20 protein-coding genes and 1 pseudogene are annotated in these 24,022 nt (G+C 26.7%); 3 read left to right on the forward strand and 18 right to left on the reverse strand.

What is annotated here, in order from left to right:
* Positions 1-46: 46 nt before the first annotated feature.
* From BGI42_RS08420 to BGI42_RS08440, 5 genes are all read right to left on the reverse strand, one after another.
* Positions 47-430: a (deoxy)nucleoside triphosphate pyrophosphohydrolase gene (locus BGI42_RS08420; RefSeq protein ID WP_069679889.1), complete on the reverse strand. Its 384-nt coding sequence runs from the start codon at positions 428-430 to the stop codon at positions 47-49.
* An 82-nt stretch (positions 431-512) separates the two neighbouring features.
* Positions 513-893: an SMU1112c/YaeR family gloxylase I-like metalloprotein gene (gene gloA2, locus BGI42_RS08425; RefSeq protein WP_069679890.1), complete on the reverse strand. Its 381-nt coding sequence runs from the start codon at positions 891-893 to the stop codon at positions 513-515.
* 240 nt (positions 894-1,133) lie between these two features.
* On the reverse strand, positions 1,134-2,177 hold the full coding sequence (locus tag BGI42_RS08430) for a phage replisome organizer N-terminal domain-containing protein (protein WP_069679891.1): 1,044 nt from the start codon (positions 2,175-2,177) through the stop codon (positions 1,134-1,136).
* A gap of 837 nt (positions 2,178-3,014) precedes the next feature.
* Positions 3,015-3,263 (reverse strand): CPF_0552 family protein, encoded by a 249-nt coding sequence (locus tag BGI42_RS08435; protein ID WP_069679892.1) that lies wholly within the window; start codon positions 3,261-3,263, stop codon positions 3,015-3,017.
* A 150-nt stretch (positions 3,264-3,413) separates the two neighbouring features.
* Entirely contained in the window at positions 3,414-4,826 is a 1,413-nt protein-coding gene (locus BGI42_RS08440) for an Ig-like domain-containing protein (protein ID WP_069679893.1), read from the reverse strand.
* A gap of 364 nt (positions 4,827-5,190) precedes the next feature.
* Here BGI42_RS08440 and BGI42_RS08445 point away from each other — a divergent pair, with 364 nt between their 5' ends.
* Positions 5,191-5,982 (forward strand): SDR family NAD(P)-dependent oxidoreductase, encoded by a 792-nt coding sequence (locus tag BGI42_RS08445; RefSeq protein ID WP_069679894.1) that lies wholly within the window; start codon positions 5,191-5,193, stop codon positions 5,980-5,982.
* 249 nt (positions 5,983-6,231) lie between these two features.
* Here the strand turns inward: BGI42_RS08445 and BGI42_RS08450 are convergent, their stop codons facing one another.
* From BGI42_RS08450 to BGI42_RS08460, 3 genes are all read right to left on the reverse strand, one after another.
* On the reverse strand, positions 6,232-7,458 hold the full coding sequence (locus BGI42_RS08450; protein WP_069678411.1) for an IS256 family transposase: 1,227 nt from the start codon (positions 7,456-7,458) through the stop codon (positions 6,232-6,234).
* A 434-nt stretch (positions 7,459-7,892) separates the two neighbouring features.
* Entirely contained in the window at positions 7,893-8,288 is a 396-nt protein-coding gene (locus BGI42_RS08455) for an HI0074 family nucleotidyltransferase substrate-binding subunit (protein ID WP_069679895.1), read from the reverse strand.
* Positions 8,269-8,574: a nucleotidyltransferase domain-containing protein gene (locus BGI42_RS08460; RefSeq protein ID WP_242984711.1), complete on the reverse strand. Its 306-nt coding sequence runs from the start codon at positions 8,572-8,574 to the stop codon at positions 8,269-8,271. Before BGI42_RS08460 ends, BGI42_RS08455 begins: the two co-directional genes overlap by 20 nt.
* A 392-nt stretch (positions 8,575-8,966) precedes the next feature.
* Here BGI42_RS08460 and BGI42_RS16325 point away from each other — a divergent pair, with 392 nt between their 5' ends.
* Together BGI42_RS16325 and BGI42_RS08465 are read left to right on the forward strand one after the other, a co-directional pair.
* Complete coding sequence (locus tag BGI42_RS16325) at positions 8,967-9,344, forward strand: GIY-YIG nuclease family protein (RefSeq protein WP_069679897.1); 378 nt, start codon at positions 8,967-8,969, stop codon at positions 9,342-9,344.
* 26 nt (positions 9,345-9,370) lie between these two features.
* Positions 9,371-10,594 (forward strand): DNA/RNA helicase domain-containing protein, encoded by a 1,224-nt coding sequence (locus BGI42_RS08465; protein ID WP_069679898.1) that lies wholly within the window; start codon positions 9,371-9,373, stop codon positions 10,592-10,594.
* 325 nt (positions 10,595-10,919) lie between these two features.
* Here BGI42_RS08465 and BGI42_RS08470 read toward each other — a convergent pair whose 3' ends face one another.
* From BGI42_RS08470 to BGI42_RS16630, 10 genes and pseudogenes are all read right to left on the reverse strand, one after another.
* Positions 10,920-11,573, reverse strand: coding sequence for a 3-oxoacid CoA-transferase subunit B (locus BGI42_RS08470; RefSeq protein WP_069679899.1), 654 nt, complete (start codon positions 11,571-11,573; stop codon positions 10,920-10,922).
* 11 nt (positions 11,574-11,584) lie between these two features.
* Positions 11,585-12,301: a CoA transferase subunit A gene (locus BGI42_RS08475; protein ID WP_069679900.1), complete on the reverse strand. Its 717-nt coding sequence runs from the start codon at positions 12,299-12,301 to the stop codon at positions 11,585-11,587.
* Positions 12,302-12,558: 257 nt separating this feature from the next.
* Positions 12,559-17,481 carry a DNA repair ATPase gene (locus BGI42_RS08480; RefSeq protein ID WP_242984712.1) on the reverse strand — a complete coding sequence of 1,641 codons (4,923 nt, stop codon included), beginning with the start codon at positions 17,479-17,481 and terminating at the stop codon, positions 12,559-12,561.
* A 2-nt stretch (positions 17,482-17,483) separates the two neighbouring features.
* A complete protein-coding gene (locus tag BGI42_RS08485; protein ID WP_069679901.1) occupies positions 17,484-19,547 on the reverse strand; it encodes a flotillin family protein in 2,064 nt (687 codons plus the stop codon).
* Between the two features lie 5 nt (positions 19,548-19,552).
* Positions 19,553-20,164 carry an OB-fold-containig protein gene (locus BGI42_RS08490; protein ID WP_069679902.1) on the reverse strand — a complete coding sequence of 204 codons (612 nt, stop codon included), beginning with the start codon at positions 20,162-20,164 and terminating at the stop codon, positions 19,553-19,555.
* A 254-nt stretch (positions 20,165-20,418) separates the two neighbouring features.
* Positions 20,419-21,630, reverse strand: a complete 1,212-nt coding sequence (gene fliB, locus BGI42_RS08495) for a flagellin lysine-N-methylase (RefSeq protein ID WP_069679903.1) — start codon at positions 21,628-21,630, stop codon at positions 20,419-20,421.
* A gap of 157 nt (positions 21,631-21,787) precedes the next feature.
* Positions 21,788-22,555, reverse strand: a complete 768-nt coding sequence (locus BGI42_RS08500; protein WP_069679904.1) for a hypothetical protein — start codon at positions 22,553-22,555, stop codon at positions 21,788-21,790.
* Between the two features lie 154 nt (positions 22,556-22,709).
* Entirely contained in the window at positions 22,710-22,856 is a 147-nt protein-coding gene (locus BGI42_RS16060; protein ID WP_158523398.1) for a hypothetical protein, read from the reverse strand.
* A gap of 372 nt (positions 22,857-23,228) precedes the next feature.
* A complete protein-coding gene (locus BGI42_RS08505; RefSeq protein ID WP_069679905.1) occupies positions 23,229-23,489 on the reverse strand; it encodes a hypothetical protein in 261 nt (86 codons plus the stop codon).
* Positions 23,470-23,926, reverse strand: a pseudogene (locus BGI42_RS16630) (nuclease domain-containing protein). The gene BGI42_RS08505 and the pseudogene BGI42_RS16630 overlap by 20 nt, the downstream one beginning before the upstream one ends.
* Positions 23,927-24,022 lie beyond the last annotated feature (96 nt).

Below are 24,022 nucleotides of genomic sequence, written 5' to 3' on the forward strand. Positions count from 1 at the left end.
ATATTATAACAGAGTATAATTTTAGACAATAAATGATTAATTAGGACTATTTCTTTTTAAGTTTATTAACTACTAAAATATCTGCTGGAACCCACTTTTGATTATCTAACTTATCAGAAGTAATCCACTTAGCATCATTATGAGCATTTAAGCTTAATTTGCCACCAGCTATTTGGCAAATAAAACAATGCATCTTTAAGTGAAAATTAGAATAATCATAATCTATTGTAGTTAAATATTCTAATTCATTTATTTCTAACTCTAATTCCTCTTTAATCTCACGATGAAGTGCTTCTTCTCTTGATTCACCTAGTTCAATTTTACCACCTGGAAATTCCCACATATCAATAAATTCCCCATATCCCCTACGTGTAATAAATATTTTATCTTCTTTCTTAATTATTGCTGCAACTACTTCTACAGTTTTCATATGTATCTCCTCACTTTTTTCATCATGCTTCCACATTTTATCATTATATCCTTAAGTGATTATATTTTAAAATGTAAAGTGATTACTCATGTAATTCTAATGGTAACCCATCTGGATCAAAGAAAAATGTCATTTTCTTATTAGTAAACTCATCTATTCTTACAGGCTCTGTTTCTATTCCTTTTTCATTTAATTCATTAATAACCTCTTCTATACATTCTACCTTAAATGCCAAATGCCTCAAGCCACAAGCCTCTGGTCTTGATACCCTTTTAGGACTATCTTTCATTTTAAATATTTCAAGCTCACAATCTCCAAGTTTTACATCCAACTTGTAATCATCTCTATCAGATCTATAATTTTCTCTAATTACTTTAAATCCTAACTTATTTACATAAAAATCTTTGGACTTTTCATAATCTGAAACTATTATTGCTATATGGTGAATTGTACTTAAATTCATAATTTCGTCATCTCCTACCTTGGTGTACCTCTAATACTTCCAAAAAAACCTAATTATATTTTTCTATATTCATATGAGTTTCCTCTTTTGTTTTTCTATTCCTATTGGTGATAAGTTTAAATTCATAATAAACCTTCAAATTTTAGTTTATATGTTATAATAACCAATTGTATTACCTCTATTGTATCAAAAATATCCTATTATTAAACATAAAATCTTAGAATTCAATTATATGCTACATCAAAAATTAAATGACCTAACTAACTTCCCCTGAATATTAGGTTCATCACTACATTCTATTGGAACAACTATATCTTCTTCATCCTCTTCAAAAAATAGCTCTTCAATATCCTCACACTTTTTCTTAGGTTTCTTACATTTTTTCTTATTTTTAGCTTTAATATTTAATAAATTGATATTTGAATTTATATATCTAAATTTTTCATCTACTATCGAATTCTGATTACTTAAAGTCCTATTCTTGCTTTCTTTATCTTTAATATTAATAATGCTATCATCATTATCTGCATTTGCTTCAATTTTATTGTTTACATTAACTTTATTATGTTCTTTAAAATTTTTCTCTATATTATTTTTGCATATATCACTAGTTTCTGTGTAAGATTCAATATTAAACTTTTTATTTACAAGATCATCGTTATTATTATATAACTGTTTTTCACTTATATTTTTAAGTTCTCTTGCTTTGTAATCTTGATATTTTGGCTCATTTTCTTTATTCTTATTGCAAATATCATAATAAATTGAATCATTGTACTTTTGCTCAGAAATATTTTCTATATTAGTATTACCTTGTGATTTACCTTTTTGTGTTTTTAAATTATTACTTATTTCAGTTTTTTCACAAATATTATTTAACTCATTATTTTTAAAGCCAGTATTATCCTTAAGATTTTCTTTATCATCTGATTTTTCTACTTTTTTTATCTCTTCTTTAACCTTAATATTTTGATGCTTAGTAAAATTTTTAACTTTATAAACATTATCTTTTGTTAATTCAATCATTTCTAAATTCTTAAACACATCTAAAGCCATTTTAACCTTTTCTGTACTTCTATTAAATTCTATAGCTAAAGTTTCTGCTTTGTAAGGAATACTTTTTGACATATACAATTCCCCTGCTAAATTAACCTTACCAGCTAAAGTTAAAAGTCTAGTCCAAATATAATGAATAATATCTCTTTCCTCCATAGTATCTATTATCTTAAATTTAGTGTCACTATACATATCTACCCTTATTTTTACAAATTTTCTTTCTCTCATATAAAAAACCTCCCTTAAAATTCATATATACTTATTAAAAATTATGTATTTTAACTTCTAATAAATATATATGCATTAAAAGAAAAGTTTCTATAAAAATTTATATTTTTTTATTTTTGTTAGTAAATCTTTATTATAAGATATTATTATTTTTTGGATTGTTTGCATTTTTGCATATTATCCCAATACATTTCAAAGAACTTGGCCCACTTTAGAATAAAATTCATCATTAAGATTTGCAAGTAATATCCAAGTTATTAAATTATTTATTTCTCTATAAAATTCTACTTTAAAAATATATTATTTTATTATTAGATTTTTATAATTCTCTAATACTATAAAATACTTATATAAAAATTGCTTTCTAAAACTTATTTATAAATATGAATAACATAAATATGTTCCGTGAATACTAAAAATTAAGGTAAGGTGGTGATAATAATGTCTAGTTCTCAATATAATAAAAACAAAAATGATAAGAGCAATGTTGATAAAAATAGAAATAAGAATAACGAAGATAAAGGCAATAATAAAGTAAAATAAAATATTAGAGTATTTTGAGTTTCATTAATTAAAGATGAGTTCTTTCCTAAAAAAATTTAATTTTTCTACTATAACACAAGAAAGTGTTGATATTCTTAAAAATAATTTAAATAATAAACAAAGAAAAGTCTTGAATTCAAGACTTCATTAAAAATATTTAACGAATTGTTAGGCTAAGTTTACATTTAACTTAACAATTCGTTATTAATTTAATTAAGTTCTATTAGCATTTTATACTTAAAATCGTTCTTATCATACCTAAATTATCACTATCTTATATTTTGTATTTTTAAATTATAAAGTCATATATTTTACTTTAACGCCCTCAATACCAGTTAATTCATTTTCAAGATTTTTTATTTCATCTAAATTAGACTGAATATGTAAAATTATCAATCCCTGTTCAGAACAAGAATTTTCACTAACTTCATGAAGACCAACTCTAGTTTTTATAATACATCCGTGTTTAGTTAAAATAGTTTGAACTTCTGGTGCATGAATACTTCTAGGATCAATAGTTATTGCCATAATTACATTTTCCATAAATTACATCTCCTTGTTTTTATGTTTCTTCTTATTATTTCCAAAGAAAAGTAATTAATACATACTTTTATATCATGTATATTAATTTTTTATATAACAAAAGACACTTACATTTCTGCAAGTGCCTTATTTAAGTATCTTATTCTCACATTATTTTAATTTGTATTCTGGATTAGCAAGCATATATTCACCAATCTTTAGTAAATCATCATTATCTATTGCTTGATTTATTACGATGTCTGTATTATATTGTGGAAGACTTGATGTATCTTCTCCATAATGTCTTGCATCAATTGCTAAATCCAAAAGAGTAAAAACTCCATCATTATTAACATCTAAAAAAGTCTCATCTTCTATAATTATTTTTGCTTCTCCACATTGATCCTTTATTAAATCTTTTTCCATTTCTATACCATCAGATATTTTACCTTTAGTTATATTTACTAGAGCTTCACCTGGTGATATCCCTTGAAAATTAAGTTTTAATAATACTTTTTTATCATTTACTATATTAGCTAAGCCCTTACTAGCAAGAATTACTCTTAATTCTCCATCTTTTTCATCTTTTTTTACTAATTTTATTCCATTAACTTCATTAGTATTTATGAATTTTAATTTAGTACTATCATACTTTATTAACATATCTTCTGCCGCTATTTCTTTTATATTATCAATCACTATATCAGCAGTTACATTCTCTTTTAATTTAATTTTATCTTTTTCTGGATCTACATTTAATATTTTAGCTGAAGTTATTTCTGGTTCTTCTGGCTTAACTTCCTCTTTTTTAGTTACTGTAACATTACAAGTAGCTTTTATATATGTATCTTTAATTTGTACTGTTATTACTGCTTTACCCTCTTTTATTGCATTTACATTTCCATTTTGATCAACTTTAGCTATTTCTTCGTTACTTGATGTCCATATTAAATCTTTATTAGTATGAACAGTACTTATCATTGTTGGATTTAAAATTTCTGAAGTTCCTTCTGATAAAGTTATAAATGACTCATTTAAGTTTAATGATTCATTTACAATATCCTCATTATACGGTAATAGAATACCATTTTCATCTATATCTATAGCATCAAAACGTAAATAGCTACTGTCATTAGTTATTTTTGTTATCTTTACAGTGTGTACCCCATTATTCATACCAAGTTTTTCATACATAATAGTTTGAAATTTCTCAATGCCTCTTTGGCTATAATATTCTGTAATCCCATCAATTTCAATTTTTACATTATTATCACCATCAGACCATTGTGGCTGAATTAATCTAAGTTCAGTTCCAACAAAATTGAACTCAATTCTACTATTGACAGTACCTGTAAAGATCTGATTATCTTTATACAAACCTGACATAGAATATGGTGCCCAACTACCATTAACACTTATATTACTATCATCATTATCATATCTTACCCAACCATCTTCAGGTTGTAATAACTGTTCTCCAACAGTTGCTGCATTAGCTATAGTTCCATTTTGAATTATTTCTATACTTAAAACAGTTAGTACCATTACAAACATAATTATTAACTTTTTAAAACAGTTTTTCATTTGTATTATTTCTCCCTTTTATATACATTTTGACGCGTCTACTAATAATTTTAATTCAAAATCCGGTAGAAGCCAACAAATTTCGTACTACAAATTTCTTGTTTTTTGATAATTTCAGTAATTTTTTCTAATTCAAATTAATTTTGTTTAATAATAATAGTTTTTAATAACTAAATTTCACAGTAAATAGTATCATATTAAATATGATTATTACAATTTTATACAAAACATAAAAATAATAAATTAAAAATGCTAATAGAACTAAAATCTAATTAAGCTCTATTAGCATAAGATAAATTCATATTATAAATTTACATAAATATGGATATAATACTACTAATATTAATTTAATGGTGGTAATAATATGAAAAAAGTTTTAATTACAGGTTCTGGTACAGGTCTTGGAAAAGATGCAGCTATTGCATTAAGCTCTAGAGGCCATTATGTATATGCAACTACTCATACTTTAGAAGAATCAAAGATGTTAAATAAAATAGCTAAAAAAAATAATCTTCCACTTAAAAGTTTTAAGTTAGATATTTTATCTGCTAATGATAGAACTTTAGTTGATAATTTATCTATAGATGTGTTAATAAATAATGCAGCCATTGGTGATTCCGGTTCTGTATGCGAAATAAATGTTGATAGATATAGACAGACCTTTGAAACTAATGTATTTTCTAATATTGAATTAACTCAAAGAGTACTTAAGAATATGATAAAAAAAAGATCTGGTCGTATTGTTTTTGTATCATCCTTAGTTGGAAGAGTAACTTTACCATTTCTTTCACCTTATACAGCTACTAAATTTGCTATTGAAGCAATAGCTACATCTTTAAAGGAAGAACTTAAAGAATTAAAATCTGTTAATATAGATGTAGCTTTAATAGAACCTGGAGCTTATGCAACTGGATTTAATCAAAAGAATATATCAAAACAATTTACTTGGATGAAACAATGTTCCTACTTTAAAACAAAAATAAATCACCTTGAAAAGAAACAATTTAGATACTTTAAATTAACAGAAAGAAAAAACACTAGCTCCATTATTAATGAATATATAAAATCTGTTGAAGATATTGAAGTTAAAGATAGGTATGTTGCGCCTTGTCTTCAAGGTACATTTATCCAAATAAAAAGAATTTTAGGTAAATAAAAAGAAGAACCTATAGAAAATAGATTCTTCTTTTCATTTTTAAAACCAAATTACAGATACTAAAAAAGCACTACACCGAGAATGTAGAATAATTTGTGTAAATTAAATATTTTAATATATTGTATAACTGGAAATTATGTTTCCAGTTATATTTTTAATATTTTTACAAATACTAAAACTACGTGGTTTCATAATTTTAGTATGCACTAAAATAAGTATTATATACTGTAATTTTCTAATAAGTACAAGCTATATTGCTAACGCTTCCTCGATTCTATCTTTGAACATTATTTCTAATTTTAAAAGAGTTATTCCCCAATTAGCTATTGGTGAAGTCCATTTTTTCATAACTTGATCTGTTGCTAAATATAATGATTTTCGCAAAGAATCATCTGTTGGAAATACTGTTCTAATTTTAGTGAATTTTCTTAATTGCCTATTAAATCCTTCTAGTGCATTAGTAGTGTAAATCATTTTTCTAATTTCTTTAGTATATGAAAAATATGTAGACAATCTATCCCAATTTTCATACCATGAATCTATTACAGTACTATAAACATCATCCCATTTATTCTTTAGCCTATCGAGCTGCGTTAGCGCTATCTCCTCTGTATCTGCTTTATACACCAGTTTTAAGTCTTTCATAAATTCTTTTCTATTTTTATATGATACATATTTCATTGAATTTCTTATTTGATGTATTATGCAATTTTGAATACATACTTTTGGAAAAACAGCTTTAATAGCATCTGGTAATCCTCTTAAACCGTCCATACATGCAATTAATATGTCTTTAACACCACGATTATTTAAATCATTACAAACGCTAAGCCAAAATTTTGCTCCTTCGGCTTCGCCAATCCATATTCCTAATATATCTTTATAGCCTTCCATATCAACACCCATGCAAATATAAGCAGCCTTTGTAACTATTCTATGTTCGTCTCTCACTTTAAAATGAATAGCATCCATATAAACTATAGGATACACAGGATCTAACATTCTATTTTGCCATTCAGCAGCTGCAATCATTACTTTATCTGTTATTTTAGATATCATTGATGGAGATACATCTATTCCATATAATTCTTCCAGTTCGGATTGAATGTCTCTTGTAGACATTCCACGAGCATATAAACCAATTATTTTTTTATCTAATTCATTACAATCAGTTTCATATTTTCTTATAGTTCTTGGTTCAAACTCTGATTTTCTATCTCTAGGAATATCTATAGGTATCTCCCCGTAGCTGCTTCTAACATCTTTTTTTGAATACCCATTTCTATAATTCTTGTCACTATCGTTATCGGTTCTCTCATATTTTTCTCTACCTAAATGTTCTTCCATTTCAGCTTCAAGTAGTTGTTGCATAACATCTTTTAATAATCTTTGCATTAACCCATTCTTACCCACAACATCGTCCATACTTTTGCATTTCTTTATTTCTTCTTGATAATTTATATCTGGTACTCTCATTTGTAATCCTCCTCTAATATTCATAAGTATATTATTCCAAATCTACCATAAAACCATTCAAAAAAAGATGTAGTAGATTTGCTTTTACACAAATCTCACTACATCCCCACTACACCAAATATAAATTCAGTGTAGCACTTTCATTGGGTAAAGTTATACAAAAGAACTGACTTTTTTGTTATTTTTCTGTTCTAGGAAGACCTCTTGTAGGTTTATGTAATTTTTCTCCTGTTTCCATATTGCTATCTGATGTTTTATTATCATTTCTATTTTTATTAAATTTATTTTTTGACATTTTTCTCACCTCAATTTTAGTTTTTCCTTCTTATAAAATTTATATTCAACAACCTATCTTAGATTAAATTTTTATCTATAGTTCTTTAATCCTTATTTTTATTTCATGTGCCTAATATATTCCTTTATCCTCATGAAAGTTATATCATTTTCCCTAAATTACTTACTAATTCACCAATAGCTTCAACATATCTATTAACTATTCTATTAGCTATATCACTTGCTAATTCTTCATTATAAATATGAGATGTTTTATTTCTATCTTCTAATAAATTAATCCATACCTCATCATCTGAAATTAAATTATTAACATATGCTTTTTTATAGATAATTCTTGGAAATGAATTTTCTAATGTAACTCCTGAATATATTAAAAATTCTTTTAATGTTTTATGTGTTAACTCATAAGTAAATTTAAATCTTTGTATTAAACTGTCCCTTATAATTTCATCTTTACCATCATATAATTTACTTACTTCTATTAATTTGTTGTAAGCTTTTTTTAAATTCATATATTTAAAATCTATGTTTCTCATATATAATTACACCATCCTTACTAATCTGCTCTTTGAAAAATTCATCCTTTATGTTTTTCATATCAGAAAAATCAAATTCTAATAAAGTTCTAGTATTTAATTCAATATCCTCTATATACTCTCCTAAATCCTTATCTGAATATATAGCTAAATCTATATCACTCTTTAATTTATTATCTCCTCTAGCTCTTGACCCAAAAAGAATTACCTTCTCTATATAATCATATTTTTTACTTATATTTATTATTTCTTCTAATATATTTTTATCTAAATTCAAATTAATCACCTTTAATTTTAGGCTATGTTTTAAAATAATATTGATATTTAATATAAACAAAGTTTCTTAATCTCAGTGAAACTTACTTTCAGCTGGGGGTAGAAATTGTTATCTAGGAGCGTACAGATGTTATAAAATTACAGATGCTAGCTATAGAATAAAACTCATGAACATAGGAGTTTACTTAAAACATAGCGTAATTTTTTTACTATAATTATAACATAAGTAAATTATAAATCTATCCATATATAACTTTAAATAAATAAGTCTATTCTTAATTCTATCAATATCTAAAATTTTAACTTCTTTTGTGATATACCTTTTAGTATATACCTTAATATTAGAAAATTTATCCTTTAAAGTATATAATATTACTATATTTAGTAATTTGAGGTGAAAATATGGGATTAATAAAAACTTTTGATTATAAAGAAGAACTTTTTGATAGAATTAAACAAGATGATTGTACCCTTAATTGGCCAGTTGTTTATATTCTGAGAAATTCAAATGAAGCATATATAGGTGAATCTACAAGAGTTTATCATCGTTGCCAAGAACATTATAAAAATAAAGATAGAAGAAAACTTACATTAATTGATATTATTTCAGACTTTGATTTTAATAAATCAGCAACATTAGAAATAGAATCTCTTTTAATCGAATATATGGCTGCTGATGGTAAATACGCTCTTCAAAACAGTAATGGAGGACTTAGCAATCATAATTACTATAATAAAGATAATTATGAAAAAAATTTGAACTTATTTGGGAAGAATTAAAACAAAATAAGGTAGTTATTAAAGGGTTGTTTGAAATACGTAATAGTGACTTATTTAAATATTCTCCTTATAAAGCTCTTACTAATGAACAATATTCATTAGTAAATACAATTGTAAATAGCATAATAAATAACGAAAAAAGTAGTCATTTAATTCAAGGTGAGCCTGGTACTGGTAAAACTATTGTAGCTATTTATCTAATAAAATACTTAATGGAATTACAAGCAACTAAAGATTTAAAAATTGGACTAGTTATACCTATGACTTCTCTTAGAAGTACATTAAAAAAAGTATTCAAAAATGTTAAAAATCTTAAAGCAAATATGGTACTTGGTCCATCTGATGTTGCAGGTAAAAAATATGATATTCTTATTGTAGATGAAGCTCATCGTCTAAATAGAAGAGTAAATATTACAAATATGAAATCCTTTGATGATTGTAATAAAAAACTAGGTTTAGATATAAAAGATGGAGATCAACTAGACTGGATTAAACTCTCTTGCAAACATATGATACTATGTTACGATAAAAATCAATCTATTAAACCTTCTGATGTAAGACCTGAAAAATTTAATAAAATTAATTTTGAAAAACATATAATTAAATCTCAAATGAGAGTTTTAGCTGGACAAGATTATATTAAATACATAGAAAATATTTTAAATGAAACTCAAGATACAATAAAGTCCTTTGGAAATTATGAATTATTTATTTTTGATACTATAGATGAAATGCATAAAAAGATAAAAGAAAAAGAGAAAGAATTTGGTTTGTGTCGTATGATAGCAGGATATGCTTGGCCATGGAATTCTAAAAAAGATTCAACCAATTATGATATTATAATTGATAACTCTAAATTTAAATGGAATTCTCAAAATAAAGATTGGATTAACTCACCTAATGCTTTAAATGAAATTGGATGTATTCATACAACCCAAGGTTATGACATCAATTATGCTGGTATAATCTTAGGAAATGAAATAAGCTATGAAAATGGGCAAATTAAGATTAATCCTAATAATTATTATGATATGAATGGGAAAAAAACTATTAAAGATCCTAAAGAACTAAAAAAGTATATTTTAAACATATATAAAACACTTTTAACTAGAGGAATTCGTGGAACTTATATTTATATTTGTGATAATAACTTACGAAACTATTTTAAAACATATATTAAAACCTTCAATTATGATTTTGATATTAACTATAAAGAAATCGATAATCCTAAAATAACTTCTATGGAATAACTATATGAAATAGAAAATTACCCATGTAAATCAAAATTTTGAATTTTAAACTGCCCCCTGTTATGTAGACATGGGGCAGTTCGTTTTTTAAGATTTTCATGGGTTTTATGGTAAAATGCTTAGTATCAAATCTATGTTCAAAAGTAGATTGATTTATCTTTCTCTTAGTACAGACTAACTTTTAAGATTTCCCCAAAGTATCATCATTAGATAAGATATACTAATTCAAAAACTAATAATTACTATAAATACAAAGTAGTATTTTTTTAGCTACAAACACTTATTTATAAAGATTTAAAAATCTTTCATTTTGTATATAAGCATATTATATTTCCATTTCAATAACATTATCAGCTATTATTAAATCAGCATCAGTAATCTTTACTACTTCATCAACAGTTACACCTGGTGCTACTTCTATTAATACTAATCCCTTATCTGTAACCTTCATAACCGCTTTATCAGTAATTATAAGATCAACGCACTTTTTAGCTGATAAAGGTAATTTACATTTCTTTAGCACCTTTGGATTCCCTTTTTTATCATTATGAGTTAAAGCAGCTATTACATATTTTGCTCCTACTAAAAGGTCCATTGCGCCGCCCATACCTGGTGCAAAAACTCCTGGTATCTTCCAGTTTGCAATGCTTCCTTCTTGATCCACCTCTAAAGCACCTAGTACAGTTATATCAACATGTCCACCTCTTATTATTGCAAAAGATAAATCCATTTCAAATGTTGATGCCCCTTTTAATAAAGTAATTGGGGCTCCACCAGAATTAGCTAAGTCAGGATCAGCTTTCCCTATGCTTGGAGTTTCGCCAAACTTCAATGCACCATTTTCACATTGTAATGTTATTTCCATTCCTTCTGGTAAATAGTTTGCAGCCATATTAGGTATACCAAATCCTAAATTAGCAACCATTCCTTCTTTAAACTCTTTTGCGATTCTTCTTGCAATTATCTCTTTACTATTCATAATTTCTCCCCCTATTTCATTTGGTTAGTTCTTGTCCATAAATCTTCAAAATATTTTATTCTATTATCAAAAGAGTCGCCTTGAACTATTATATCTACCAATATTCCTGGTGTTCCAACACTATCAGGTGAAATTTCACCCACTTCTACAATTTCATCTACCTCAGCTATAACTAAATCAGCAGCAAGTGCCATACTTGTATTTGTTCCTTTAGTTGTTCCTCTATATACAATATTTCCAAGTTTATCAGCTTTATACCCCTTGATTAGTGCAACATCTGCTTTTATTGCTGGAAATACTAAATATTCCTTTCCATCTATAGTAAGTTTATCTCTTCCCTTTTCAATTTCAGTTCCAAGACCAGTTGGAGTTACAACTGCACCAAGTCCAGCTCCCCCAGCTCTTATACATTCTACTATAGTCCCCATAGGTATAAATTCTACTTCTAATGTACCTGAATTATATTGTTTTTGTATTTCAGGACAAGTTCCAATATGTGAACCTACAAACTTTTTTATTTGTTTATTTGCTACAAGCTTACCAACATCATGAGTTTCTCCTGGATGAGCTGATACAGCTTGAATAAGTGTAAGATCTTTAACATTTGTTTCTGCTAATGCATCTATCATCTTTAATGGAGCACCTATTCCTAAAAAACCTGCTGTCATAATTTTCATTCCATCTTTAATATTTTTTACTGCTTCTTGTATTGTCTTAATCTTTGTCATTTCTCTATACACCTCCAAAGTTTTATAATCTAATATGGACTATTTGTTTTAAAACCAATCTTCTATCTTAGAAGTTTAACTCTTAAATTATTATTATTCTTATTTAATAATTTTTATTCCAATTTCATCCAATATTCCTAAATAATTTATTATATATCTCATATTTACGTTAATCTTAAATTTCTATTAAAAAACCTCATAATTAAAAATGCTGGACAAAATAGCTGCTTTTATTCAGCCATCTTATCCAGCATATATTAATGTTTTATTACACTTGCTAAAATATCTTTTATCATTTCTAAATTATCTGTAAGTCCATTTAAAGCTAAAACAGCTTGCCCTAATTTGTCATCACCTTTTACCAACTTATTTTTAATAAATATAGTTTTAATTTCTTCAAAACGTATTTTTTCTTCTTCTGTTATACATCCAGCTATTTCTTTCCATTTAAGCATATTTGCTTCTGCCCCAGTTGTTAATGTTTGTGAGTCATTTTCATAACTTGCAATTATTCTTTTGAATAATTCATTATCATTCATTACAGGAATAATCTTCTCTGCTATTTTATTCATATTTCTATAAGATCCCTGTAGCTTAAATGGTGGCTCTTTTCTATACTCTTCTGCTTGAGCAGCTGAATAAATATATTCAAGATTAACCTTTAATACTATATCTCTTACCTTAAATAATTTATCAATAACACTAATATATTCATTTATTTCTTCTACTGAGTAATTGCCATCTAAAGATACACTTTCCCTTTCTGCTCCCTTAGCCATTTCAACAAATCCATATAAATCCTTTGGATTATTATTACTTAACTTAGATAAAACAGAGTTTGATGTTAAAGCATTTTCTATATAACTTAATTTAAAGGCTTCTTCATTTTCCATAAGCATATCTCCAAGATTATATACATCTGCTCTATTTGCAAGCATATCTGGAATCTTAAACTTTTCTCCACTTTCAGTATATGGATTACCAGCCATAACAATAGCTACCTTTTTACCTCTTAAATCATAAGTTTCACTAACTCCATTATATACACCTTCAATTTTTCTTTGTCCATCACATAAAGAAATAAACTTTTGTAAAAATTCTGGATTACAGTGTTGAATATCATCTACATATATCATTACATTGTTACCCATCTTTAATGCAATATTAAGCTTTATTAGTTCTTCTCTAGCACTATTATTCTTAGCCATTTCTGGATCTAAAGAGGTTACTTCATTTCCTAAACAAGGACCATTTATTTTAACTAAAATTAGTCCCAATCTACTTGCAACATATTCAATTAATGTTGTTTTACCATAACCTGGTGGAGATAAAAGTAATAATAATCCCATTAAATCTGTTCTTTTATTTTCTCCAACAACACCAATTTGTTTAGCTAGGTTATCTCCTATTAAAGGCAGATAAACCTTATCTATTAATTTATTTCTTACAAAAGAAGTAAGCACCTCTGGTTTAAAATCATCTAAATGAATTTTAGCTTTGAAATCTTTTATCAAATTCTTTTTAATTTCGTAAAACTCTATAAAGTCATTAACTTCTCTACATTTAAATTCATTTAGCTTATCCATAAATCTCATATAGGATAATATATATTCTCCCCCATTTATTACAGGATGACTTCCAATAAGACCTGTTACTTTCACCTTTGAATCAACATAAATTACTCGTCCTAAATCCGTTTTATTTCCTATTAATAAAACAATAACTTCTTTAAGAACTCCTATTATTTCTTCACTATTTAAAGTTTCAAATATAGTTATATTTATATCCTCTTTGTTTTTATCATTTAAAACATTATCTTTATAAGCATTTATACATTCACTAATTAAATAATAAAGTCCTTCTATATCATTTTTACTACTATTTACTGAAGATAAAAATTCATTTAAAACATTCTTATCTCTTAAATATTTTATAAAACCATCGTATATGCTTTTAGCCTCTTTACTAACTATAAACTCTTCACCTTCCATTATTTCAAGACAAAGATACTCTGAAGCTTCCTTTATATATTTTTTTCCAAATAAGCTTATTAGCTTATTTTCCTTTTCCATATTTTCAACTATATATGGAATGTATTTTTCTAAATTAGGTGATGAATTAAAGTATAAAGTAACCTTAGCTACTTCTTTTAATCGCTTCCTTAATACTGACTTTATCTCCTCATCAGCTAAAGAATCCCAATAAACCCTGGCTAAAGCTCTAGCCTCACTTTTATATACTAGCAAATCAATTTTTTCATGTAATTGTAACAATGTTTTTAAAATTTTTGCTGCATCAATATCATGTACTCCCTTAGTATATCCCTCTTGATACCTAGACACCATAAATTTTTGCACTACTTCAACTAATTGTGCTTCTGACTTAGCTTCTAACTTTTCTAAGGTTTCAAATCTTTTATTATTTGCTTCTTCAAAAACTAAATAAGCTAAATACTCTCCCCTATAAACATTGTTATTTTCTGATACAATACTTTGATTAAAAACATTGTTATATTTTTCAATACCATCTTTATTTATTTTTTCCCAAAAATCTGTGCCTGTTATGTGATAATATAAAATATCATCCTTTTGTACTATAGATAAATCAATAGCTTTTGTATTAACTGAAAAATTATGCTTTCCTAGCTTAATTACATTTTCACCATTAACATAAAGGTCCTGCCTATCATTTAATTGACGAACAGCTTCTTCCTTTATCTTTTTCAATCTAGAGGTAATTTCATCAGCCTTAATAGAATCACCAAGGTCATTTAATGTTGACATTACATCTCTAACCTTTTCTACCATAATATCCGTAGCTAAATATCCATTAATCTCTGCAACAGATTGGAAATTATTTAATCTATTTTTAATTCCACTTAAAATACGCTCTGCTGAATTAAATAACCCCAATATTCTCTTATTCTTCTTATCTAATATAGATTGCTTCTTACTCTCGAAAGCATTATAAAGTTCTTCTCTTTTTTCATTTAACTGTAGTATATAATCATCAAACTCAGCAAATCTTCCTTCTAATTCCTGAATCATAATCATAACCTTATTTAAATACTCATCACATTTCTCTTCAGTATCAGAAATATCTAAATAATTTACTACAGATTGACTAAGTAGCTTTATTTGTGAATAAAATTGAGTTGTCATTTCATTTTTTGTAAACTCTTCAATTTTATTATTTAATCTTGCCTTACCATTATTTATTAATGAAAATAATGCAGATATTTTCTCTATTATCTCTGTTGTCATAGTTGGATCTTCAATTTTAAAGTTACTAATAATATCAATAAGAAGCTCTAAATCACTTGAAGTTTCATTGATTTTTTCCTGAAGCTCTTTACCTTCATTTGATTTATTTATCTTATCAATTTCACCTTGTAGCTCTTTAACCTTTTCTTCATAAGGCATTAACCCTTCAGGTGCTAGTAAAAACTCAACACACTTTTTAGAGAATTCATCATACTTTTCCTTTACATCCTTATCAAGAGTATTAACAATATTAAGGTCTGTATATCTTAAATCCTTTAATGAAGCTATTTGCCCCCTAAGATTTCTTATATCTGCTAAAGCCCTTACATATTCATCAATAGTATCAAAGGTTCCATACTTTAATTTTTTTAATAACTCCTCTGATGTTTTGCTTGCATCCTCTATTTGCTTTTTAGTTGTCGCCTTTATTCTTAATACTTTTTCAAACTCACCAATAGCAAAAGTTGCTGATTCCTTTAAAGATAAAAGTACTTCCCTTAAATTAAAGGTTTCTTTCTTATCTAACCAAAAATAAGAATCAATTATTCTTTCACACTCTTTTACAATATCAACATAAATACTTTGATAGCCTTCCTTTTTATCAATGAGCTTACATACTGCCCTACAATCTGCCATTGCAGTAACAATATCCTTATTACCTATTTTAAAAAGAACAGATTCCTTATCTCCTTCACTTACATAGTTTTTCCCTACATAAGGTGTTTGCCATATTTGTATCATATGATTTTTTCTTGGTTCATTTTCATGTTTAACAACTATCATTTCTCCATTATTAAAATGAGAATATCCACTGCAAACTATGGGAGCATCAATTTTTTGCTCAATAATATTATAAGAATATACTTGGTATTCCCCATTATTAGTATTGTAGAAAATATACTGATAATCTTCTCCATTAGATGAAGTAACTCTTTGATCAAAAATTGAACCTTCAGCTTCTATATCAAATATTTTGTGTTCACCAGTTTGGAGATAATATCCCTTTGGGAATATTAATCCATGATGTCCTGGTAAAAGAATGCATGTATCCTTTATTGAGTCTACTCTAACAACATTTTTTAATTTGTTATTAAAAATAAAATACCTAAAATCATTTTCCTTATATGGTTTAATTTTTAGTATTATTAGTTCATCTAAATTTGCATAATATATTTCAGCATCATCAAGACTTTGATCCATATCCTCCACAGGTTCAGAATATATTCCCTTTCCTGTTTCAGTATTATCCTCAACCTTAATAGTTAAATCTCCTCTTATTGTTTCAACAAACACCTTGTCCAATATTGAAATATGAGCATACAAGCCACTTCTTTGGTCATCTCTTGTAGCCTTAATAAATTCAAATTCACTTTCCTTCTTAAACTTAACCTCATGCTCACTTCTACTATCAACATAAATTAACTTATTGCCTTCAATTGCCCACTTAAATACTTTAATATCTGTAGGACTTTTTCCTGTTTGAAATATCATATAAAAATAAGGTTCTATTATAGTAAACTTTGCAAAAAAAGTATTTTTATAATACTTATATAATTCATCAAAATCCTTTATAAATTCCTCATTATTTATTAAATCAAGTGATTGCTTTACAAACTTTTTTTCACTGTACTTATAAATTGAAAAAACATCACTTAACTCCACCTTAGATTTTAAACCAATATGAACATTGTACCCAAAGATAAATGAATCTTCTACTGGAGCCATATCTCTTGGTATACAGTTATGTTCTGTTATTATTCTTTCACTTCCAAGTAGCTTAGTCTCAATTGAACCAAAAGCCTCTTTTCTTACATCATTAAGCTTACTAACACGCTCTCTTAAATCTTCTCCTTGCTTAATAAGACGATTTTTAATAATCTCGTAGGTACCCTTTTCCATATCTTCAATATGATTCAAAACTATTCTCCTTGTTTATGTGCAAATTCTATAGTTTTTGCTGGTAAATTAGCTACGCCTGCCTTATTTACTGTTTCTAATAGCTTACTTAATGCCATTTTATCTGTACCTTGTGAATTACTCATCATCTTATTAATAGCACCTGCAATTGAAAGATTCTTAATATCCTCTGATGTTAAATTAAACCTATCCATAAAGTCACCTAATTGTTTCTTAAAGTACTCAGCATCACCAGTTATAAATGTTTTTTTAATGTCTGTAAGAACATCACTATTATTAACTAGGCGATCATATGATTTACCCTTTGTTACTGAACCAATAATTTGGTCAAAGAACATTGTTTCTCCACCAACAATATCGATTTTAGCTGCCTTAAGAGCTTCTCTAATAACTGATGCTTGAGATTCTGCAATTTCTTTTTGAATATGAATATTTGCAAGATCAATTTCTTTTTCTTTTTCAAGTTTAAGCTTAAATTCTTCATGTTCTCTACCAGCTTCATCAAGAGCCTTCATACTAGTAGCTTTTTCCTTAATTCCATCAGCCTCTGCTATGTATTTCTTCTTTAAGATATCAGCTTCCACTGTTCCTTCCTTCTCCTTAACTTCAACCATTGCACTATCACCCTTAGCTTGTGCTAATGCTCTAGCCTCAATAGCCTTAGCCTCTGCAGCTGATTTAGCTTCAATAACCTTAGCTTCTGCTATACCTGAAGTAGCTTCATCTTGAATATTAGCATCTGCAAGAACCTTAACTGCATCTGCTTCTTTTTGTGATGCCTTATACTTAGCATCTGCATCAATAATAGTTTTTTCTGCAATTCTCTCTGCTGCTTCTTTAGATGCCTCTGCAGTTTTAACTTCAATGATAAGCTTAGTTTCTGCCTCTTCCTCTGCCTTTTTAATAGCTACAGACTTAACTCTGTTAGCCTCTGCAAGAACACGAGTATCCTTAATCTTTTCTTCTTCAATAACAGTCTCCTTCTCAACTGCCACTCTTTCTCTAATAATTGTTTGAATATTTTTCTTTTCTACTTCAACTTCTTTTTGCTTATCAATAGTGGCAAGCTCTACAAGCTTTTCTTTTTCTGTTCTTTCAAGTAGTTTTTTCTTATCTACTCTTTCAGCTTCAACTGCTTCAGTGCTTTCCTTTGACTTCATTGCAATAATAACTTGTCTTTCTTTATTTTGCTCAGCAACTTCAATTTCTTCATCAGACTTAACTCTTGCCATTTCAGCCTTATATCTTTCTTCTTGTCTTACCTTTTCAGCCTCTGTCGTTTCTCTTGAATTTACAATTGAAATCTCTTTTTGTTGCTTAGCTTCAGCCTCTGCATTTTGCTTTTCAAGCTCTAATATAGCTTCTCTTGCTGATACGTCTTGCTTCTTAATAGTCTTTTCTCTATCTCTTTCAATTTGATTTGCTAAAATAAGTTGTTCTGCAGTAAGTTCAGTTATTTTCTTAATACCTTCTGCATCTAAAATGTTATTACTATTTAATAGCTTAATATCAGTTTGCTCAAGATAGTCTATAGCTGCATCATCTAAAACATAACCATTTAAATCTGTACCAATTATTTGAAGAATCTCATTTTTAAAAGTTTCTCTTTCAGTATAAAGTTGAACAAATTCAAACTTCTTACCTACTGTTTTTAACGCTTCTGAAAACTTAGCATCAAAAAATTCCATTAAAGTTGTTGGATCTGATGCCTTTGCACAACCTAATAATTGAGCTACCTTTAATACATCTTCTCTTGTTTGATTAACTCTAACAAAAAATGCAACTCTTATATCTGCTCTTAAATTATCTTTGCAAATTAATCCATCTTTACCCACTCTAGCTATTTCAACTCTCTTAACTGAAATATCCATAACTTCGTGTTTATGTAGTATAGGTAATACAAAAATCCCCCCAAAAGATACTACTGGCCCTCTTACACCATTTCTTACAATAACTTTTCCTTGATCAATCTTACGATAAAACTTAGCAAACATAGCTAATAATCCACCAACAATAATTACTACTGCCACAATACTACTTAATAAAACTTGCGTTTCATAAGACATTCTTATCACTCCTTAATTTTTATAATATAATAAATATTTTTATCATCATCTTTTCTATAAACGTATGCTTCTTCATGTTTTTCAAAGACATCCTCTTCATTTTCAGCTTTTACATTTATTAACAAAGAAGCTCCATCTCTTTCTATTTCCCCTTGACCTAATCGCCCCTCCTTAATATTTGATACCAAGATTACTAGCTGTCCAACTACGCCTCCTTCCTGAGCTATCTCCTCTTCATAATCTCTTTTAAACAATACCTTAAGTGGTTTTGTTATTATCTTAGTAATTAATAAACTAATTATTAATGTTGGAATTAACAATAAACCATTTATAAATCCCCCAGGCTCTACTGGTAATCTATATAACATCATTGATAAAATCCAAAAAACTAAAGACAAAATACTTAAAACCACCATAAAAGGTATCTCCCCTAAATTTAGAAAAACTAATATTCCCTGAAAGACCTCAGCATGGCTATCTACCTGAAAATCAAACTCTAATAAGTCCAAGTCAATTACACCTATAATTACAGTTATCCAGTACAATAAAACTAATCCTAATATTACGGTAGGTATAATATTCACACCTGTTAAAGCATTTTTTATCAATTCATTCATTTTATTCCTCCCAATTTAAATACTACCATTTTTTCATATTAACAACAATATATTCTATAACACATTTTTCCTTTTTTAAAACCTTATCTATTGAAATCCTCTGTGTTTATATTGCTTCTACTTTTAAGTAACTTTTAAAATATGTTAAAAATATTTTTTTCACTAAAAAGATTAAATATAAAATGGGCTGTTGCTCAAATTAACTAATCAGTTAATTTAAGCAACAGCCCATTCTGTAATCTACTTGTTTAAAATTACAAAAGCATTTTTGCAAATTCCATATTATCAAAACTATTTTCTTTAATGTATTCTAAAATTTCACTTCTGTAGTTCTTATCGTGCTCTACTGCTTTTACAAATATTTGAATAAACTCTAACATATCTTCTACAGAATCTTTTCCATTGTATATGTATTTCCCAACTAGATAAAATCTCATTAATGAATATCTAAATAAAAGCATAATATATCCTTCAAACATAAAATCGCTTTCTGAAAAAGGGAATAAATTATTATATATAAAATTAACTATATAATTTTCAAATATGTAACTGTTGTTTTCTATATACTCCTTTGTATATTTTTCAAATGCCTCTATATATTCTTCCTTATTTTCAATTATATCCTGATTATTTTTAATATTATATCCCTGTAAAAGTTCTTTAGTGTACCTTTTTAATTTATCACTATCACTTTCATTTACTATATCTAAAGAATCAACTACATTCTTAAAAAACGAAACCTGAAGCGCATAATTCATACTCTCTCTTTTATAATACTTAGCTTCAGTTTCTATGTCATATTTACTTATAAATTCTTTTATTTTATTACTTTCTATATCTTCTAGCTCATTTAAAAAATCACCTAGAACATATAATCTAGAACTGAAATTTAAATTTCTATCTTGCATTATTTTTATTGAGAATTCTCGTATCTCTTTAAAATACTCTATAGGTGTATCTTTAAATTCAGATGATCTAGTATCAAGTATACCTGTCATAGTATACTTACCTAAGTTCTTTTCACTTTCCTTAAATTCTATTTTCTCTTTACTTCCAAGAATAATTCTTGCTGCCTCTGGACATGCTGAATCAAGGCATATCTCATAATGATCATCTACTTTATTTAGTACTCTAGGAAATTGAGTACAAACACTAGAAATATAATCTTCACCAAATTTTCCTTGAATCAAACAGTAATTTTCATCATCTAAAAAGGGACATCTTTTTGCTTCATTTAATTTAATTCTTCCATAATCTAAATCTTTATTAGTACAATATTTATTGTTATGAACATTTTTTTGGAACATCTTTTTCATTGTTTCATCTGTGACTTTATGATATTTTTTAAATGTTTCTTTATCAATATCTATATCCCATCCAATGCAACAGTTATCTTCACATTTTCCTCCAATACACTGAAACTTATCTATATATGATGGATATATCATTCTAACATTTTTCTTCATATTTATCTTCCTTACCTTTTACTATTTTATCTAACAGCTAATTATATCATCAACATAACATATATTTAAAATTATTTTTACTAAATTATCTTTTTCCAACGCAATAAAAATAACTCCTAATACTTAAATCATGAGCTACTTTTTATGATTAATTATCTTATTGATAATAATTTTTAATATAATTTATCCATTCTTTATATATATCTTCATCAGATTTTCCAAATACTTTTTCATAATCTTCTGTTCTAATTATCATCATTAATTTTTCCCATCCATATTCTTGATCTATATACTCTATATAAGTATTAGCAAAAGTATAACCTCCCATATTGGAAAATTTAATTGGATTGCTAGTTTTCATTTCTGAAAAAGTTGGAATATGCATATTACATGTATATTTTTTATAAAAAGATTCTGCATTAGATAAATATAAAGCCATTCCTTCAGTTAACCATAATCTTATCTGTGGATTTATTATACTTACATAAGCATGAACCATTTCATGTAAAACTGCCTGCTTATTATTATCATAACTATGAACTTTTCCTGGATTTGCAGGTGATGTCAATATAACATCTGTTCCTATATTATCACCAATATACCAGTCTAGACCTAACATTGGTCCTATTAACCCATATTTTTTCATTTGCATGGTAGATTGATGATCATAAATATAAATATTAATATTTTGCTTTTCACTAAATCCTAATTTTTTAGCTAATTCACCTGCTCTTACATTAGCTAACTGAAATACATCCTTAGCTGCAACTTCTTCCTCTTCATAATAAACATTCACCCATTCCCCTTCAATAATATGCATATTTGATATTTTTAATTCAAAGGTTGGAATAAAATTAATAAAAATAAGTACTGCAGCCACCACAAAAATAACTCCAAATACTTTAACTGATTTATTTTTTTTCATTTACTCTTCCTCATTCTTCCATAATAATTCATCAAACTGGCTCATTTTATCCCTATTGTCTATAATATGAATTGCATAAAAATATCCTTAACCCAAAATCTTTATTTCCACATCTTGTAATTATTTGAAGTGATTTCTATAAATTTACTTATAGCTAATTTTCTGTATCTTTTCCATCAGAAATTGCTTTAATAATTGCAACATCATCTACATACTCTTTGTTATCTTTTATGTGAGATTCTAAAATTTCAAACTTTACAAATTGGTTAGGATATAATTCTCGTACTTCTTTCCATTTCATGCAGAATCACTCCTTATTTTTCAGTTCCATCTAACATGATATAATTTAATTACTATTCATTAAAGTTGTTGCAGAACCAGTGTCTACTAATACATTTTTTAAATGTAAATCCTCATTATTAAGCTTTAAGTTCAATGAGCAAAGGATTAATCAATGTTCATGCCTTAACTTTATCATCTTAGTAAACCAATCCTTTCAATTTCATATGATAATTCTTCTTGCTTACTATCAGCAATGTTCAAATTTCTTGTTTTATCTTCTTTATTAAAATTATATCATACTATACTAAAACAATTTATTAACATATATTATTTTTAATTATATTAACATTCTTATTAGGAATGTGATAAAAATTATTTAATACATTAGTCTTTAACTGTTCTTTAATGTTCCCACTAATACATTTCTGTTATTGAAATATTCATCTTTTAGATATTGATCTTTATTAACAGTCTCTAATGTTCTTTCAAAAGTTGAATCTGAAGATTCATTTACTAATTCATCTAAGAATTCTTCCATTAGCTTTGTTGTTGAAGGTAAAAATGGAATTGCTCCAATATTTACTTCTTCAATACTTTTATAAAAAGTGTTATTTTTAAACTTTTCTTCATTATTATGTATTTGTTGATGCATCTATTTTATATTTAGCATCAAATATAAACTCATAACACTTTATACTGCTATCTTTATTCATCGATAATATATTATCTGGCTTTTGTGATACTGTTTTGGAATTTCTTAAAGAATTATAATAAACTTTAAATTTTTCATTTGTCTCAGTATTTAAATATGTAAGAGAAGGTTCTCCTCCTTTTTAAGGCAAACTGTAATATCTTCTTATTAATCTTTAAAAAATCAGAGCTTACTAATCTATATTTCTTTTGAAGTAAAGAATTAATTTTTATAAAACACCAATATTCATATAATAATGAAAGCTCTTTTATAGAAAGTTCAAATATATTAGATTTTATGCTTAATCCCTTTTGTAGCATAATATAATATTTATACACTTCCTTATAACCATTCCCCCTAGAAAATACAAGTAAAAGATTATCTTCATTAATATTCATATGATATATTTCTCAAAATTTAAGCATTAATAATTTTAATTATTTTCTTTTTAAATATAGTTAATTTCTCTATAACCTTAGACCTCGCATGTGATA

The sequence above is a fragment of the Clostridium taeniosporum genome (genome assembly GCF_001735765.2).
Classification (GTDB): domain Bacteria; phylum Bacillota; class Clostridia; order Clostridiales; family Clostridiaceae; genus Clostridium; species Clostridium taeniosporum.

What these genes read in the sequence shown, in the direction of transcription:
- BGI42_RS08420 (WP_069679889.1), bottom strand. Translation starts at nt 430, where the DNA reads ATGAAAACTGTAGAAGTAGTTGCAGCAATAATTAAGAAAGAAGATAAA.
- gloA2 (WP_069679890.1), bottom strand. Translation starts at nt 893, where the DNA reads ATGAATTTAAGTACAATTCACCATATAGCAATAATAGTTTCAGATTAT.
- BGI42_RS08430 (WP_069679891.1), bottom strand. Translation starts at nt 2,177, where the DNA reads ATGAGAGAAAGAAAATTTGTAAAAATAAGGGTAGATATGTATAGTGAC.
- BGI42_RS08435 (WP_069679892.1), bottom strand. Translation starts at nt 3,263, where the DNA reads ATGGAAAATGTAATTATGGCAATAACTATTGATCCTAGAAGTATTCAT.
- BGI42_RS08440 (WP_069679893.1), bottom strand. Translation starts at nt 4,826, where the DNA reads ATGAAAAACTGTTTTAAAAAGTTAATAATTATGTTTGTAATGGTACTA.
- BGI42_RS08445 (WP_069679894.1), top strand. Translation starts at nt 5,191, where the DNA reads ATGAAAAAAGTTTTAATTACAGGTTCTGGTACAGGTCTTGGAAAAGAT.
- BGI42_RS08450 (WP_069678411.1), bottom strand. Translation starts at nt 7,458, where the DNA reads ATGAGAGTACCAGATATAAATTATCAAGAAGAAATAAAGAAATGCAAA.
- BGI42_RS08455 (WP_069679895.1), bottom strand. Translation starts at nt 8,288, where the DNA reads ATGAGAAACATAGATTTTAAATATATGAATTTAAAAAAAGCTTACAAC.
- BGI42_RS16325 (WP_069679897.1), top strand. Translation starts at nt 8,967, where the DNA reads ATGGGATTAATAAAAACTTTTGATTATAAAGAAGAACTTTTTGATAGA.
- BGI42_RS08470 (WP_069679899.1), bottom strand. Translation starts at nt 11,573, where the DNA reads ATGAATAGTAAAGAGATAATTGCAAGAAGAATCGCAAAAGAGTTTAAA.
- BGI42_RS08475 (WP_069679900.1), bottom strand. Translation starts at nt 12,301, where the DNA reads ATGACAAAGATTAAGACAATACAAGAAGCAGTAAAAAATATTAAAGAT.
- BGI42_RS08485 (WP_069679901.1), bottom strand. Translation starts at nt 19,547, where the DNA reads ATGTCTTATGAAACGCAAGTTTTATTAAGTAGTATTGTGGCAGTAGTA.
- BGI42_RS08490 (WP_069679902.1), bottom strand. Translation starts at nt 20,164, where the DNA reads ATGAATGAATTGATAAAAAATGCTTTAACAGGTGTGAATATTATACCT.
- fliB (WP_069679903.1), bottom strand. Translation starts at nt 21,630, where the DNA reads ATGAAGAAAAATGTTAGAATGATATATCCATCATATATAGATAAGTTT.
- BGI42_RS08500 (WP_069679904.1), bottom strand. Translation starts at nt 22,555, where the DNA reads ATGAAAAAAAATAAATCAGTTAAAGTATTTGGAGTTATTTTTGTGGTG.
- BGI42_RS16060 (WP_158523398.1), bottom strand. Translation starts at nt 22,856, where the DNA reads ATGAAATGGAAAGAAGTACGAGAATTATATCCTAACCAATTTGTAAAG.
- BGI42_RS08505 (WP_069679905.1), bottom strand. Translation starts at nt 23,489, where the DNA reads ATGCATCAACAAATACATAATAATGAAGAAAAGTTTAAAAATAACACT.